Genomic DNA, 14525 nt, shown 5'->3' on the forward strand with positions numbered 1-14525 from the left:
AAGAAAATCTCTGAACTGTGCCTTATAAGCTTTTATATTAGTTGATTACTTCTCAGCAAGAGCTGCCTCAAGCTTCTTTGTAAGTGCAGGAACGATCTTGTTAAGGTCGCCTACTACACCGTAATCAGCTACGTCGAAGATAGGAGCGTTCTCATCCTTGTTGATAGCGATGATGAGATCTGACTCTTCCATACCAGCAACGTGCTGGATAGCTCCGCTGATACCGATTGCGAAGTAAACCTTAGGACGAACTGTCTTACCAGTCTGACCTACCTGAAGATCCTTCGGCTTCCAGCCTGAATCTACAACTGCACGTGAGCAGGATACTGTTCCGTGAAGAACCTTAGCAAGGTCCTCAAGGATCTTGAAGTTCTCAGGGCTTCCAACACCACGGCCACCAGATACAAGGATCTTAGCTTCCTGGATATCCTCAACCTCTGAAACTGCCTTAACGATCTCAAGGATCTTTGTATAGCAAGCGTTCTCCTTGAAGCCAGGGTTGAACTCAACAACCTCAGCCTTAGCGCCCTTTACAGGAGCGATCTTCTGCATAACGCCAGGACGAACTGTTGCCATCTGAGGACGGAAGTCAGGGCAAGCGATAGTAGCGATTGTGTTACCACCGAATGCAGGACGTGTCATAAGGAGCTGCTTATGCTTCTGCTCCTGACCCTCAACTGCGTTAAGCGGGAAATCACCGATATCAAGCTGTGTACAGTCAGCTGTAAGACCTGTGTGAACACGTGAAGATACGCGAGGACCAAGGTCACGGCCGATTGCTGTAGCACCAACAAGAAGGATCTCCGGCTTGAACTCATCGATAACAGATGCAAGTGCATGTGTGTAAGGCTCTGTACGATAATCCTTAAGTTCAGGATCGTCAACAACGATTACACGATCTGCGCCATACTCTGCAAGAGTATCTACAAGATTGCCTACCTTGTCACCAAGAAGGACTGCTGTTACTTTCTTCTCATCAAGATCTTTTGCAAGATCTTTTGCTTTGCCCAGAAGCTCCAATGCGATACCTGAGAGCTCATTGTCTACCTGCTGAGCAAATATAAATACACCCTTATATTCTTCTAAAGACATGTTTTGTTCTCCTTTATACTATATTGCTGCTTACGCAGGTTCATTAGATGACATGCTTCTCTTCAAGCTTACCAAAGAGATAATCTACTGCTTCGTCAGCTGAATCAGCAACGATCTTCTCACCAGCGCCCTTCTTAACCTTATCAGAAGCCTTAGCGATCTGAGTAGGTGATCCCTTAAGACCAAGGTTAGAATCCTCAACATCCTTAAGGTCTGCTCTGCCCCAAACGGTTACTTCCTTCTCGAATGCATCGAAGATTCCGCCGGGTGTCATGTATCTGGGCTCGCCGAGCTCTGCAAGAGCTGTGATAAGGCAAGGCATCTTAGCCTCTACCATGTGATAACGATCCTCGAACTGACGCTTAACAACAACAGTCTTAGCCTTCTCGTCAACCTTGATCTCTTCAGCGTAAGAGATTACAGGAAGACCAAGGTGCTCAGAAATCTGAGGACCAACCTGAGCTGTATCACCATCGATAGCCTGACGGCCTGTGATTACGAGATCATACTCAAGGTTTCTGAGTGCGCCTGCGATTGTTGAAGATGTTGCCCATGTGTCAGCACCACCAAGTACACGGTCTGTAACAAGAACTGCCTTGTCAGCACCCATTGCCATAGCCTCACGAAGAACTGCCTCAGCCTTGGGAAGACCCATGGTTACAACAGTAACTTCTGCGCCGTATTCATCTTTAAGACGAAGAGCTGCCTCAAGACCTGCCTTGTCATCAGGGTTCATGATTGCAAGCATTGCTCCTCTGTCGAGTGTTCCATCGGGTTTAAACTTAACCCCGCCCTTTGTATCGGGCACCTGCTTTATGCAAACTACAACTTTCATTTTTATTCTCCTTTTTATTCTGTTATTCACAAGGAAGTTCGGCTCTCGTGCTTTGCACTCGACCGAACGAAGTAACTCACTAGATTCGATAAAACCTCATCAAGTGATTTACTTCAATAAAGCACCGGAAATAACCATTCTCTGAACTTCAGATGTACCCTCGTAGATCTCTGTGATCTTAGCATCACGCATCATACGCTCTACTTCGTACTCTCTGATGTAGCCGTAACCACCGTGAAGCTGTACAGCCTTTGTAGTTACATCCATAGCTACCTCTGCAGCGAAAAGCTTAGCCTTAGCAGCTTCGATTCCGTAGTAATCCTTAGTCTTCTTTGCATCAGCTGCCTGATATACAAGAAGTCTGGCTGCCTCACACTGTGTAGCCATGTTAGCAAGCTGGAACTGTGTATTCTGGAAAGCACCGATTGCTCTACCGAACTGCTTTCTCTCCTTAACGTACTCAACTGTACGATCAAGAGCACCCTCAGCGATACCAAGAGCCTGAGCAGCGATACCGATACGTCCACCATCAAGTGTGTGCATAGCGATTGCGAAGCCCTTACCTCTTACACCAAGAAGGTTCTCTGCAGGAATATGGCAATCCTGGAAAATGAGCTCGTATGTGGATGATCCACGGATACCCATCTTGTTTTCCTTTGTACCGAAGGTGAAGCCAGGTGTATCCTTCTCAACAATGAATGCTGAGAACTTCTTCTGCTTTCTGCCCTTCTTATCTTCTACTACATCTGTGTAAGCAAAGATGATGTAAACATCAGCTTCCTTACCGTTTGTGATGAAGCACTTGGAACCATCAAGGATCCACTCTTTACCATCCTCTGAAAGAACAGCCTTTGTCTGAACGCCCTGAGCGTCTGTACCAGCCATGGGCTCTGTAAGACCGAAAGCACCGAGCTTCTCACCCTTTGCAAGGGGAACAAGGTACTTCTGCTTCTGCTCTTCTGTACCGTATGTCAAGATAGGATCGCAGCAAAGTGATGTGTGAGCAGATACGATAACTGCTGTTGTACCACAAACCTTTGCAAGCTCCTCTACGCACATAACGTATGTAAGGGGATCACATCCCTGTCCGCCATATTCCTTCGGAATCGGAATACCCATGAAACCGTACTTCTGCATTAACTTAACAGTCTCTGTAGGGAACTTCTCTGTCTCATCCACATCAATTGCGTGCGGCTTTACTTCTTTTTCTGCGAACTCTTTGAAAAGAGATCTCGCCATTTCATGTTGCTGATCTAACTGAAAATCCATGAAAAAATCCTCCTGTGAAATAATTGTTTAAGGAAGTTCGACTCTCGCTTCGCTCGATCGAACAAAGTAGTACACTAGGCGCCAAAGGACGGCGCCAAGTGATTACTTTTATTTTCTATCTGTAGGCACCTTGCCACCATCGCTGTAATCGTAGAAACCGATACCAGTCTTAACACCAAGCTTCTTACCACGAACCATCTTACGAAGAAGAGGGCAAGCACGATACTTGGAATCACCTGTCTCCTTGTAGAGAACGTCCATGATTGCAAGAACGATATCAAGTCCGATGTAGTCACCGAGTTCAAGGGGTCCCATAGGATGGTTGCAGCCAAGCTTCATAGCTGTGTCTACGCCCTGGATATCTGAAACACCTTCTGAATATACGAAGATACCTTCATTGATCATAGGAACAAGGATACGGTTTACTACGAAACCAGCTGCCTCGTTAACCTGTACGGGAGTCTTTCCAAGATCCTCAGAGATCTTCTTGATCTTCTCAACGTCAGCCTCAGGTGTGTTTGCACCCTGGATAACCTCAACCAGCTTCATAACAGGAGCGGGATTGAAGAAGTGCATACCGATAACCGGCTTAGGAAGTCCTGCACCGATCTCTGTGATTGAAAGAGATGATGTGTTAGATGCGAAAATGCAATCAGGATTCTTTACGATGTTCTCCTCAAGCTCCTTGAAGAGGTTCTTCTTAATATCCATAACCTCAAGAGCTGCCTCTACTACGAGATCAGCATCTGTGCAGATGTCGTTAAGACCTGTCTGGATCTTGCCGATGATAGCATCAGCCTTAGCCTGATCGATCTTTCCCTTTGATACCATCTTGTCGATGCTCTTCTTGATCTTAGCAAAGCCGCCCTCAGCGAACTCTGTCTTAATGTCACAAAGATAAACCTTATCTACTGTGTCTGCCTGTGCAAATGTCTGAGCGATGCCTGCGCCCATTGTACCTGCGCCAATAACTGCTACCTTCATTTTAATTCCTCCTAATGAATAATTTACATAATCAATGATCACCGCATGACTACGCTTCGCTTTCATCATGCTATTTTCATTCGGAATCCGCACTATCGTGCTTCTTCCTCATAAAAATGCCGGTCTTCAAGGTCTCAAAGTGCATTTTGCAAGCAAAGCACTTTTCGACTTTGAACCCCTTGATCACGCATTTTTAAAATCAACAACCTTAACCTTCTTCGGATCGTCTTTCTTGCGAAGGAAATTAGCCATACCTTCACGCTGATCCTCTGTCTCGAAGCAATCACCGAAAAGTTTCTCCTCAAGCTCGATAGCCTTATCGATATCAAGCTGAAGTCCGTCGTTGATAGCCTTCTTGCAAGCACGAACTGCGATAGGAGCCTGTGCTGCAATTGTGCCCGCCATCTTCTCAGCTGCAGGAAGGAGTTCTTCCTGTGTATATACTGCATTTACAAGACCGATTCTGTAAGCCTCGTCAGCCTTGATATTGCGAGCTGTATAGATAAGCTGCTTAGCCATGCCTGCACCGATGAGACGAGCAAGTCTCTGTGTGCCGCCGAATCCGGGAGTAATTCCAAGACCAACCTCGGGCTGACCAAACATAGCGTTGTCTGAGCAGATACGAATATCACAGCTCATTGAAATCTCGCAGCCGCCACCAAGAGCAAAGCCGTTAACTGCTGCGATTGTAGGAATCGGGAATGTCTCCAGCTTTCTGAATACATCATTTCCCTTCTTACCAAATGCTTCACCTTCTGCCTTTGTAAGTGTGCTCATCTCTCCGATATCAGCACCTGCTACAAATGACTTCTCGCCTGCACCTGTAAGAACAAGAGCTCTTACTGTGTTCACATCAATGCTGTCAAGAGCAGCGTTAAGGTCATCAAGAACCTGGCTGTTAAGAGCATTGAGTGCCTCAGGACGGTTGATTGTAAGGACTGCAATCTTATCCTTAACTTCAACATTTACAAATCCCATTTTCTTTGCCTCCTTTAATATCTTGCTTAAAAAAGGAAACGGACAAGTCCGTTTCCCTTTTGCATTTAGTTTTAGCGCTCAACGATAGTTGCACAACCCATGCCACCACCGATGCAAAGAGTAGCAAGACCACGCTTCTTGTCAGATCTCTGCATCTCGTGAAGAAGAGTAACAAGAATACGGCATCCTGAAGCTCCTACAGGGTGACCAAGTGCAATAGCACCACCGTTAACATTAAGTTTTGAAAGATCGAATCCAAGATCCTTACCTACTGCTACAGACTGAGCTGCGAAAGCTTCGTTTGCTTCGTAGATATCGATATCTTCGATCTTAAGACCTGTGCGATCAAGAACCTTCTTTGTTGCAGCAACAGGGCCAACACCCATGATAGAAGGATCAACACCGCCAAGAGCACCACATACCCATGTAGCCATAGGTGTGATACCAAGTTCCTTAGCCTTCTCTTCGCTCATAACAACGATAGCTGCTGCACCGTCGTTGATACCTGAAGCGTTACCAGCTGTTGTTACGCCATCAGCGTTGATAGGACGAAGCTTTGCAAGACCTTCCATTGTAGAACCTGCACGAGGGCCTTCGTCTGTATCGAACATAACTGTTTCCTTCTTAACCTTTACAGGAACAGGAACGATCTCGTCCTTGAACTTGCCTGCCTTCTGTGCAGCTTCGCACTTCTGCTGGCTGTTAAGTGCAAACTCATCAAGCTCTTCTCTTGTAAGCTTCCACTGCTCTGCTACGTTATCAGCAGTCTTGATCATGTGGTAATCGTTGAATGCATCCCAAAGAGCATCGTTTACCATACAATCCTTTAATACACCATTATTCATACGATAACCGAAACGAGCCTTATCAAGTGCGAAAGGAGCCATAGACATGTTCTCCATACCACCTGCAACTACGATATCTGCGCTGCCTGAAATAATCTTCTCTGCAGCCATGTTCACGCAGTTAAGACCTGAACCGCAAACAACATTGATAGTAACTGCGGGTACCTCAACAGGAAGACCTGCCTTGATTGAAGCCTGACGTGCTACGTTCTGACCAAGACCTGCCTGGATAACGCAACCCATAAGAACCTCGTCTACCTGCTCAGGCTTAACGCCTGCTCTGTTAAGTGCTTCCTTGATTACGATTGAACCAAGTTCTGCTGCCGGTGTGTTTGAAAGGGCTCCACCCATCTTACCGATTGCTGTTCTGCAAGCGCCTGCCAATACTACCTTTTGTGCCATAGATGCTACCTCCGTTTCGGGACAACTGTCCGCAATTTTATATTATTTTTTGTTGCTTGTTATTTTTTTGTCACAACGAATATATTATAGCATGTGTGCGATTTTCTATGCAAGGAAAAGCACAGTCAATATATCTATTTTTTGTGATTTTTTTGTGAAGCTGTCATATTTGCACATAAATTAAAAAGTCAATATAAAAAATTCAAATAAATTTTAGAAATATTTTAAGAGTTATCCACATTTTCAAAAATGGGAATGCCTAATTTACGACTTATACACGAAGTTATCCACATTATCCACTTTTATCCACAACAAAATAGATTTTTCCACCACCAAAAGGCAAACATATTTTTTGTACGACTTTCACAAAGATTAAAGATTTCTAAACTAAGGTTGAATAAATTGATTATACACGTAAATAAATGTTATAATTTAAACAATTAAGAATAAGCAAAGTCCTTGATTTTCCAAGTGCTTGTTCTTTGGCTATACAATAAAACTGCAAAGGGGATGATTGCATGAAATTCACTATTATTGGTAAGAACATCGATGTAACACCCGGACTGAGAGCCGCTGTGGAGGAAAAGATCGGAAAGTTAGAGAAGTACTTCACTCCGGAGACCAATGTCAACGTAACTTTAACCGCTGACAAGGATCGTCATAAGATCGAGGTTACTATTCCTGTTAAGGGAAAGATAATCAGATCCGAACAGGTCAGCAATGATATGTATGTTTCAATAGATCTGGTGGAGGAGATCATTGAACGCCAGCTGAAAAAATATAAGAGTAAGCTTGTTAACAAACATCAGACTGAGATCAGCAACTTCAAGAAAGAGTACATTGACAACGAAGAGTTTGATGATGAAGAGATCAGGATTGAGAGAGTTAAGAAATTCGATCTTAAGCCCATGTATGTAGAGGACGCTGCAATCCAGATGGAGCTTCTTGGACATAACTTCTTCGTATTCATCAATGCTGAGACTGATCAGCCTAACGTAGTTTATAAACGTAAGGGTAACACCTACGGTCTGATCGAGCCCGACTAAAGAATAATGCAAATACACCCCGGGAATTTCCCGGGGTATTTTATTGCCTCAAAGCAAAATAAAAACGCCAAATGGATTCATCATCCATCTGGCGTTATTTTTCTTAGATTAGAAGATCCTTCGAACTGAAAGAACCTGTCTGTAGCTTGCGTTAGAAATCTTGATACCGGTCTTAGCTGAAGAAGCATGTACAATGTTTCCTCCGCCGATGTAGATACCTACGTGACCTGAGTAACATACGATATCACCGGGCTGTGCATTAGCAAGTCCATCAACTGCTGCTCCGACGCTTCTGTCCGCACCACTTGAGTGAGGAAGGCTTACACCGAAGTTAGCATATACACTCATAACGAAACCTGAGCAGTCTGCTCCGTTTGTAAGACTGGTTCCGCCGTATACATACGGGTTACCAACGAACTGCTGTGCATAAGATGCAACTGCAGAACCAATTGAGCTTGACTGTGTAGTATAACTTGCAGCTGAGTTGTAGCTCTTGGATGAGCTTCCGTCACCCTTGTCAGAAGAGCTCTTAGTGTTCTTCTTAGCCTGAGCAAGAGCTGCCTGACGAGCCTCTTCCTCTTTCTTAAGACGAGCTTCCTCTTCTTCCTTAGACTCAGCTTCTACGAACTCTGTTGAAAGCTCTACGTAATCCATTGATACGTAACCTTCACCTTCTTCGATGCTGACCTTAACCCAGCCATCCATCTCCTCGGTTACTACGAGTTCGTCCTCTATCGGAACAAGTCCAAGCACTTCATCATCTGTGCTGGGGCCACTTCTTACTTTAAGTGTTGTTGTTGTAACAGTAGCAATTCTCTTACCAACTTCCTTGGCAAGTTCAACTGCATCCTCACCTGTTACACAATACTCAGCCTTAACGTAACCCTCAACTCGACCAGACTTAATCTTGTACCATCCGTCGGTCTCCTCAATGAAAGTACCTACTGAATCATCATAAAGCTTACCGATGATCTCGCCGTCATCTTCACTCGGGTTATCACGTACGTTTACATAATCATTAACGTTAGCAATAACGAGAGACTTGAAACGCTCTTCTTCCTTCTGCTCGTCTGTAAGCTCCTCTTCTGATTCCTCAGTGTCCTCACCGGTTCCGGGCTCTTCAGCCGGGATTGTAGCTCCGGTAGCTTTCTGAATATCGTTAAGGATGTTCTCCTGCAATGTTGATGCAAGAGGTGTAGTCTCTGTAATAGTCACTGCAGAATCCTGAATATCATTCTCTGCAAGCTTATCATCTGTATTATCACCTGCAAGGTTAGAAAGAGATACTGAATCTCCTGTCAGCGCGTAGCTGATACCTGCGGAAGGCAAAACCGTTGTTACCTTAGATGCTGAAGCATTAGCACCAATACCTGTTCCTCCAACTGTTACCGCAGCAGCAACCCCCATTGCTATTAACTGCATTCTAGTCTTTCGCAAAACAAACCTCCAAAATATATGTTACGAATTTGTTACATCTTTTAAAAATATACATTGTCATTATCATTTTGTCAACCTCACATATCCAATTTGTCCGAAATTGCGTGGCTCAATAAAGCCATTTTTGAAATTGGCGAATCTATTAAAGCAATTTAAAACAAGAAAACAGCCAGTGTTCATGCGGCTCCTGGCTGTTTTCAATATATTGTGTTCTGAACAATTTTCAATACAAGCAATAGTTAACAAAATTTGCAGAGTGATTTTTGTGCAAGATTTTTTATACTTATTTTATAGTTATTTTATTTTTTACCAACCAGATAATCCTGCACGGAGGTCACTGCATTAGCTCCATCTGCAACAGCTGTAACAATTTGTCTTAGTCTCTTCTTTCTTGAGTCACCTGCAACAAATATTCCGGGGGTTGATGTTGCACCGCTCTCATCAGCGATTATATAGCCGTTATCGTCCATATCAGCAAGTCCTTCGAAGCTCTCTGTAAGAGGATGGATTCCTATTGCCACGAAAAGGGCATCTGTTTCCACGTCCTTAGTTTCACCCGTCTTAACATTTTTAACAGATACGGCAGTAACCTTGTTATCGCCCTTAACCTCTTCTATTACGCTGTCCCATATAACTTCTACATTAGGAAGTGATAAAAGCTCCTCCTGAAGGATCTTGGCAGCACGAAGCTCATCTCTTCTGTGAACAAGGTAAACCTTGCTGCAGCCTCTTGCCAGGAAAATCGCATCCTCAACAGCCACATCTCCGCCGCCGTTAACAACTGCAACCTTATTTCTGAAAAATGCACCGTCGCAGGTAGCACAATATGAAACACCGCGTCCTGTGAATTCCTCTTCACCCTTTACTCCAAGCTTGTTGTGTGTCGCGCCGGTTGCAAGAAGAACTGTCTTCGTTTCGTACTCACCCTGGTCTGTTACTACTTTATATATAGAAGATTCTTTTTCGTTTCCTTCTTTAACCTTTAATATAGAAGAAACACATCCTTCTGCGAATTCAGCACCGAGCTTATCAGCATGCTCACGGAACTTCATTCCCATATCAAAACCGTTAATTCCGGGAAGTCCAAGATAGTTATCTACTTCATAAGTAATAAGAATCTGGCCACCGCTGACAGGATCCTTCTCGATCACGAGTGTATCAAGTCCTGCTCTCTTAGCGTAAACAGCTGCAGAAAGTCCGGCAGGTCCGGAACCGATAATAACTAAATCTCTCATTGTAAAACCTCCTTGCGATACTTTTATATATAAATTAGATTGTGTGCAATTCATTTATTGAACACATAATAACCCCAAAATATAAATTTGTAAATAGCTTTTTATGTTAAGATGATACTGGAATTAAAAATACTTATAAATAATATCATTCCCTAAGGAGAATAATAATGTCAGATAAATGTACTGCTTTGATCACAGGCGCCTCAAGAGGCATTGGAAAAGCTATTGCAGCTGAGTTTGCAAAAAATAATTACAATCTTTATCTGTGCTGCAAAAGCCATGTAGACTCACTTACAGCCTATACCGCAGAGCTGTCTGCCAAATATGGCATCACAGCCATCGCCGTAGCCTGTGACGTATCTGATGAAGCGGACGTAAGCTCACTTTTTGACATAATAGATAAATCTCCCATAGGCGCTCCCGAGGTTGTTATAAATAACGTGGGAATAGCCTGGTATGGACTTTTGACCGATATGAGCTCCGATGAATGGCACCAGATGATCGGTACTAACCTTGATTCTGTTTTCTATATCTGTAAAAAAGCCGTTCCTTATATGATAAGAAACGGTCATGGAAAAATCATCAATATATCCTCTGTATGGGGCCAGGTAGGTGCCTCCTGTGAAGTTGCATATTCAACTTCAAAAGGCGGTGTAAATGCCTTCACAAAAGCCCTTGCAAAGGAAGTGGCACCAAGCGGTGTTCAGGTAAACGCCATAGCCTGCGGAGTCATCGATACGGAAATGAACAGCTCTCATCTCTCAGAGGATGAGCTTTCTGAGCTCGCATCGGAAATCCCTGCCGACAGACTGGGCCGTCCCGAGGAAGTGGCGGAACTTGCTCTTAGCATCGCCCGCTCACCCTCCTACCTCACAGGACAGATAATCACCATCGATGGTGGTTGGATTTAAAATCTCATCTCAAGCTTCGGAGCGATTTTTGCAAGGATAAGTCCGATTGCTACCATCACAATAGAGATGATTTGTGATGTTGATAAAACTCCGATGCTTCCTCTGTAATCCGCACGGAAGAACTCGATGCAGAATCTGCCGATGCCGTAAAGCACCAGGTACATGGCTGCTGTTCTGCCCTTTACCTCCGTCTTATTGGAATACCAGATAAGGAACGCTCCAATAAGGAAGTCTCCAGCTGATGACATCAGCTGCGTAGGAATAAGCGGAACCCCGTTCGGTGCAAAATCGGAATGAGTAAAGACTACATGAAAGGGACTTGTGGTCTCTGCTCCGTAGCAGCATCCCGCACAGAAGCACCCTATTCTTCCAAAGCCCTGTGCAATTGCAACCGCAGGCATAACTACATCAAAGTACTTCAAAAACTCTTCATGTCTTCTTTTTGTCACGTAGAAATAAGCAGAAACTATTCCACCGATTATTCCTCCATACACAACATATCCGTTTGCAAAATCCCACAATATCGAAGGGTCCTTCAGGATATCTTTAAATTCAACAATATAAAACAGAAGCCTGCATCCCAGCAGGCCTCCGATAATAGCACAATAAAAAATGCCATAAATGGTATCTTCAGATAAGCCCTTCTTTTTTCCTCTCTTAAGTACAATCATGAGTGCTGCCAAAAAACCAACAGCTATCATAAGGCCGTACATGTGTAATGTAACAGGACCTATCTTAATATCATTAAACATATTTCTCCATTTCCAACAGTTAACTCTTCAACACTTTATCTATTGCAGAGATAACTGTATTCTCATCAAGCGGCTTTGTAACAAACTCAACCGCTCCGTTCTCCACAGCTTCCACAACCTTTTCATTCTGTCCGGCAGCTGTAATCATTATCACCTTTGCATCCGGATAAGCCTTGCGAATAAGCTTAAGTCCCTCAATACCATCCATTACAGGCATTGTAATGTCCATAGTAACAATATCAGGCTTAAATTTGCCATAGTCGTCAAAGCCTTCCTGGCCATTTGTAGCTTCATGTACAACTGAATGTCCATGTCTCTCGAGCATGTCCTTCAGCACTCTTCTGGATGTTCTGGAATCATCAACTATTAGAATGTTTGCCATAGTCCCTTCTCCTTATTTAACAGTCACTTCTGAATTCACAGCGACAACAAGACGAATATCTGCATCACAGCAGTTAACAGTCATTACATGAATATCATCACCTGAAATCTCACCAAACTTAGTGATGAAATAAGGCGGATCAAGTTCAATCTTCTTACCCTGTTTACTCCTGTCTGTTGCATACAAACCATTTATGCAGTTTATGAGCTCGCACATAGCATCAAGAGCATCTTCCTCGGTCTCAATAAACTCCTCCTTGGTGTAGCTCTTAGCCAGCTTCTGCAAATCCTCATTCTTGCCAATAAGTGCAACAGTTGCTTTGACATCCCCTGAAAAGGACTGATACGCAATGCACTGATCCTTGATGTTGTTTGTGGTATAAACACGATCGATGGAAAGGTGCGTATCCACTAGTCTGTATATATTTTTAACTCCATATCTGTAAAGAGCGTTGTACTCCGGATCATCCGTACCTGTAAAAAGCGGCACTATAAAATCAGGATCTCCGTTTTTAAGCGCAGACATCTGTTCATCTGTAAGATTCTTCTCCTGCTGGAAAGCTCCAAGAACATCATCCACATCCTCTAGTGTCATAATGCCTTTCTCAACAAGTGCAGATGTGAATGTCTGGAATTCATTCCCCTGAAGAGACAACAGATAACCAAGCTGTATCTCAGTAATATAGCCTCTCTCTATAGCCAGGTCGCCGAAACGTTTATCCTTCGTGGCCTGAAGTGCATTAATTTCCTCAGCCTGAGCAACCGTCATAAGCTTCTCAGTAACCGCTATTACTCCAAGCTTAGCTCTTCTCGACTCCATAACCTGATAAGCCGTATATAACTGTGCTTTAGTAATAGTCCCCCTGTCGAGGAGGTATTTTCCCATTATTCGGTCAAACATAATACCCTCCAATTCATAAGAAAAACATAAGAAAAAAACACAATCAAGTTAATAACAATTTTAACACAAAACAGCCTTGAATAATACCTAATAGAGCGAAGCTATGCCTTTGTTTTTGATAATTATTCTTCAGGTTCTTCTTCCACTTCCGTCTTAGCTGCAATTCCTTTTCCGCTCATAGCTGACTGAACCGCTGCCTCTGTCTCTGAGAGCTTCTTCTTTGCAGGCTTCTTACCGGCGTTCTTGCCTGCAGATGCAGCCTGTGCAGCCATCTGAAGAGCCAGCATACGGTCTCTGGGAATCATGATCTTCTGTCCGCCGGGATTGATTATGATACCATCCTTCTCACCCACAAACTTAAGAATATCTCCAAACCCGAAAACAGCTCCCTTGTACTCAGAATTCCTGAAGGCCTTGGTGAACTCTATTCCATCTGTGAAAACAGGAAGGAAGTGCTTTTCATCAGGACTCTTGATCTCAGGGAATCTGATCTTGGTGTCGGCAGTGAACTTAAATCTGCCATCCTCTAATACTTCAACAGGTCCCTCATGCTGCATGGGAACGATATAGTTAGCTGCCTGTGCAGCCTGAGCCATACGCATTTCCTTAGCTGTGAGAACCTCGTTTCTCTTTTCATATTTAACAGGCCATCTCACCTCTCCGAGGAAATCAAGGATGGCAAATACGAGAGTAGGATTCTTGGGAGATTTGTCTCCGCCGTTACCCCAGTCTCCGGGTGCTGCCACGATCTCGTTTCTCTTAAAGTGTGCTCTGTAATAGCCGTTATCAATTATGAAGTGCTCAATTCCAAGATAGTAGAGATAATCGAAGAATGTTCTTCTCTCGCTTGCAGACTCTGCTTCGTTATCAGCCTTGCATGCGCGGACAGCCAGTTTTCTGAACTGCTTTGCAAATACCTTAACAGCAGCCTCAGCATACTCCTGAGATGAATAGATATTGATATATCCGTGATCAATGAAGGGATAGCCTGTCTGCATATCAAAGAGCACGTAAAGCATCTTAGCATCGCGGACTCTTCCGAGGATCTCGTTGTACACCTTTCTGTGATTAGCTTCATAACCAGGAATAGGCGCAACCTTCTGGAATCTCTCCTGAACTGTCAGAAGGAAAAGAAGCTCCTGCATGGATAAGAACTTGATTGAATCGATGTTTAGCTCCTCTTCATAAATGAGCTCACCAATCTCAGCCTTGCGCTCCTCTGTGAGAGGATCCTCAAATTCTCCGTCCTCTTCCTGTCCCTCAATCTTTATAGGATTAAGCTTGCCGGGAACAGGCCAGCTAAGCTCCTTGTGCTTTTCCTTAAGCTCAGCAATCTGCTCAGCCTTCTTCTCGGCCTCCTGCTGCTCTTCAAGAAGTGCAGCCTCCTCCGCTTTCTTTTTACCACCCAAAAAATCTAAAATTCCCATTAAAATATCTCTCCGTTCTTAATACTACTT

General features: G+C 43.8%; 14 protein-coding genes. 2 read left to right on the forward strand and 12 right to left on the reverse strand.

Going from position 1 to position 14525, the window contains the following annotated elements:
• Nucleotides 1–45: 45 nt before the first annotated feature.
• The 6 genes from G587_RS0104255 to G587_RS0104280 all read right to left on the reverse strand — a co-directional run bounded on the left by G587_RS0104255 (nucleotide 46) and on the right by G587_RS0104280 (nucleotide 6405).
• Nucleotides 46–1092, reverse strand: coding sequence for an electron transfer flavoprotein subunit alpha/FixB family protein (locus tag G587_RS0104255; RefSeq protein ID WP_026491230.1), 1047 nt, complete (start codon nucleotides 1090–1092; stop codon nucleotides 46–48).
• Nucleotides 1093–1135: 43 nt separating this feature from the next.
• Entirely contained in the window at nucleotides 1136–1927 is a 792-nt protein-coding gene (locus G587_RS0104260) for an electron transfer flavoprotein subunit beta/FixA family protein (RefSeq protein ID WP_022762769.1), read from the reverse strand.
• A 108-nt stretch (nucleotides 1928–2035) separates the two neighbouring features.
• Nucleotides 2036–3196: an acyl-CoA dehydrogenase gene (locus G587_RS0104265; protein WP_026491231.1), complete on the reverse strand. Its 1161-nt coding sequence runs from the start codon at nucleotides 3194–3196 to the stop codon at nucleotides 2036–2038.
• Between the two features lie 108 nt (nucleotides 3197–3304).
• Nucleotides 3305–4180, reverse strand: a complete 876-nt coding sequence (locus G587_RS0104270) for a 3-hydroxyacyl-CoA dehydrogenase family protein (protein ID WP_026491232.1) — start codon at nucleotides 4178–4180, stop codon at nucleotides 3305–3307.
• Nucleotides 4181–4363: 183 nt separating this feature from the next.
• Nucleotides 4364–5158 carry an enoyl-CoA hydratase-related protein gene (locus tag G587_RS0104275; protein WP_026491233.1) on the reverse strand — a complete coding sequence of 265 codons (795 nt, stop codon included), beginning with the start codon at nucleotides 5156–5158 and terminating at the stop codon, nucleotides 4364–4366.
• Between the two features lie 71 nt (nucleotides 5159–5229).
• A complete protein-coding gene (locus G587_RS0104280) occupies nucleotides 5230–6405 on the reverse strand; it encodes an acetyl-CoA C-acetyltransferase (protein WP_026491234.1) in 1176 nt (391 codons plus the stop codon).
• Nucleotides 6406–6923: 518 nt separating this feature from the next.
• Here G587_RS0104280 and hpf point away from each other — a divergent pair.
• Nucleotides 6924–7451, forward strand: coding sequence for a ribosome hibernation-promoting factor, HPF/YfiA family (hpf, locus tag G587_RS0104285; protein ID WP_026491235.1), 528 nt, complete (start codon nucleotides 6924–6926; stop codon nucleotides 7449–7451).
• A gap of 108 nt (nucleotides 7452–7559) precedes the next feature.
• On the opposite strand, the gene G587_RS0104290 is transcribed toward hpf, so the two are convergent.
• Together G587_RS0104290 and trxB are read right to left on the reverse strand one after the other, a co-directional pair.
• Nucleotides 7560–8888, reverse strand: a complete 1329-nt coding sequence (locus tag G587_RS0104290) for a C40 family peptidase (protein WP_026491236.1) — start codon at nucleotides 8886–8888, stop codon at nucleotides 7560–7562.
• A gap of 299 nt (nucleotides 8889–9187) precedes the next feature.
• Nucleotides 9188–10123 carry a thioredoxin-disulfide reductase gene (gene trxB / locus G587_RS0104295; protein WP_026491237.1) on the reverse strand — a complete coding sequence of 312 codons (936 nt, stop codon included), beginning with the start codon at nucleotides 10121–10123 and terminating at the stop codon, nucleotides 9188–9190.
• A 167-nt stretch (nucleotides 10124–10290) separates the two neighbouring features.
• Here trxB and ymfI point away from each other — a divergent pair, with 167 nt between their 5' ends.
• Nucleotides 10291–11034 (forward strand): elongation factor P 5-aminopentanone reductase, encoded by a 744-nt coding sequence (gene ymfI / locus G587_RS0104300; protein ID WP_026491238.1) that lies wholly within the window; start codon nucleotides 10291–10293, stop codon nucleotides 11032–11034.
• On the opposite strand, the gene lgt is transcribed toward ymfI, so the two are convergent.
• From lgt to G587_RS0104320, 4 genes are all read right to left on the reverse strand, one after another.
• Nucleotides 11031–11786: a prolipoprotein diacylglyceryl transferase gene (gene lgt, locus G587_RS0104305; protein ID WP_026491239.1), complete on the reverse strand. Its 756-nt coding sequence runs from the start codon at nucleotides 11784–11786 to the stop codon at nucleotides 11031–11033. The genes ymfI and lgt overlap by 4 nt on opposite strands.
• A gap of 19 nt (nucleotides 11787–11805) precedes the next feature.
• Nucleotides 11806–12168: a response regulator gene (locus tag G587_RS0104310; protein ID WP_026491240.1), complete on the reverse strand. Its 363-nt coding sequence runs from the start codon at nucleotides 12166–12168 to the stop codon at nucleotides 11806–11808.
• A gap of 12 nt (nucleotides 12169–12180) precedes the next feature.
• Complete coding sequence (locus tag G587_RS0104315; RefSeq protein ID WP_026491241.1) at nucleotides 12181–13068, reverse strand: chemotaxis protein CheX; 888 nt, start codon at nucleotides 13066–13068, stop codon at nucleotides 12181–12183.
• Between the two features lie 122 nt (nucleotides 13069–13190).
• On the reverse strand, nucleotides 13191–14495 hold the full coding sequence (locus tag G587_RS0104320) for an SseB family protein (RefSeq protein ID WP_026491242.1): 1305 nt from the start codon (nucleotides 14493–14495) through the stop codon (nucleotides 13191–13193).
• Nucleotides 14496–14525 lie beyond the last annotated feature (30 nt).

The organism is Butyrivibrio sp. XPD2002, from assembly GCF_000423945.1.
GTDB lineage: Bacteria > Bacillota > Clostridia > Lachnospirales > Lachnospiraceae > Butyrivibrio.

Coding starts and splice junctions, on each gene's coding strand:
- hpf (WP_026491235.1), top strand. CDS start 6,924: ATGAAATTCACTATTATTGGTAAGAACATCGATGTAACACCCGGACTG.
- G587_RS0104315 (WP_026491241.1), bottom strand. CDS start 13,068: ATGTTTGACCGAATAATGGGAAAATACCTCCTCGACAGGGGGACTATT.
- G587_RS0104255 (WP_026491230.1), bottom strand. CDS start 1,092: ATGTCTTTAGAAGAATATAAGGGTGTATTTATATTTGCTCAGCAGGTA.
- G587_RS0104310 (WP_026491240.1), bottom strand. CDS start 12,168: ATGGCAAACATTCTAATAGTTGATGATTCCAGAACATCCAGAAGAGTG.
- G587_RS0104260 (WP_022762769.1), bottom strand. CDS start 1,927: ATGAAAGTTGTAGTTTGCATAAAGCAGGTGCCCGATACAAAGGGCGGG.
- ymfI (WP_026491238.1), top strand. CDS start 10,291: ATGTCAGATAAATGTACTGCTTTGATCACAGGCGCCTCAAGAGGCATT.
- G587_RS0104320 (WP_026491242.1), bottom strand. CDS start 14,495: ATGGGAATTTTAGATTTTTTGGGTGGTAAAAAGAAAGCGGAGGAGGCT.
- G587_RS0104280 (WP_026491234.1), bottom strand. CDS start 6,405: ATGGCACAAAAGGTAGTATTGGCAGGCGCTTGCAGAACAGCAATCGGT.
- trxB (WP_026491237.1), bottom strand. CDS start 10,123: ATGAGAGATTTAGTTATTATCGGTTCCGGACCTGCCGGACTTTCTGCA.
- lgt (WP_026491239.1), bottom strand. CDS start 11,786: ATGTTTAATGATATTAAGATAGGTCCTGTTACATTACACATGTACGGC.
- G587_RS0104275 (WP_026491233.1), bottom strand. CDS start 5,158: ATGGGATTTGTAAATGTTGAAGTTAAGGATAAGATTGCAGTCCTTACA.
- G587_RS0104265 (WP_026491231.1), bottom strand. CDS start 3,196: ATGGATTTTCAGTTAGATCAGCAACATGAAATGGCGAGATCTCTTTTC.
- G587_RS0104270 (WP_026491232.1), bottom strand. CDS start 4,180: ATGAAGGTAGCAGTTATTGGCGCAGGTACAATGGGCGCAGGCATCGCT.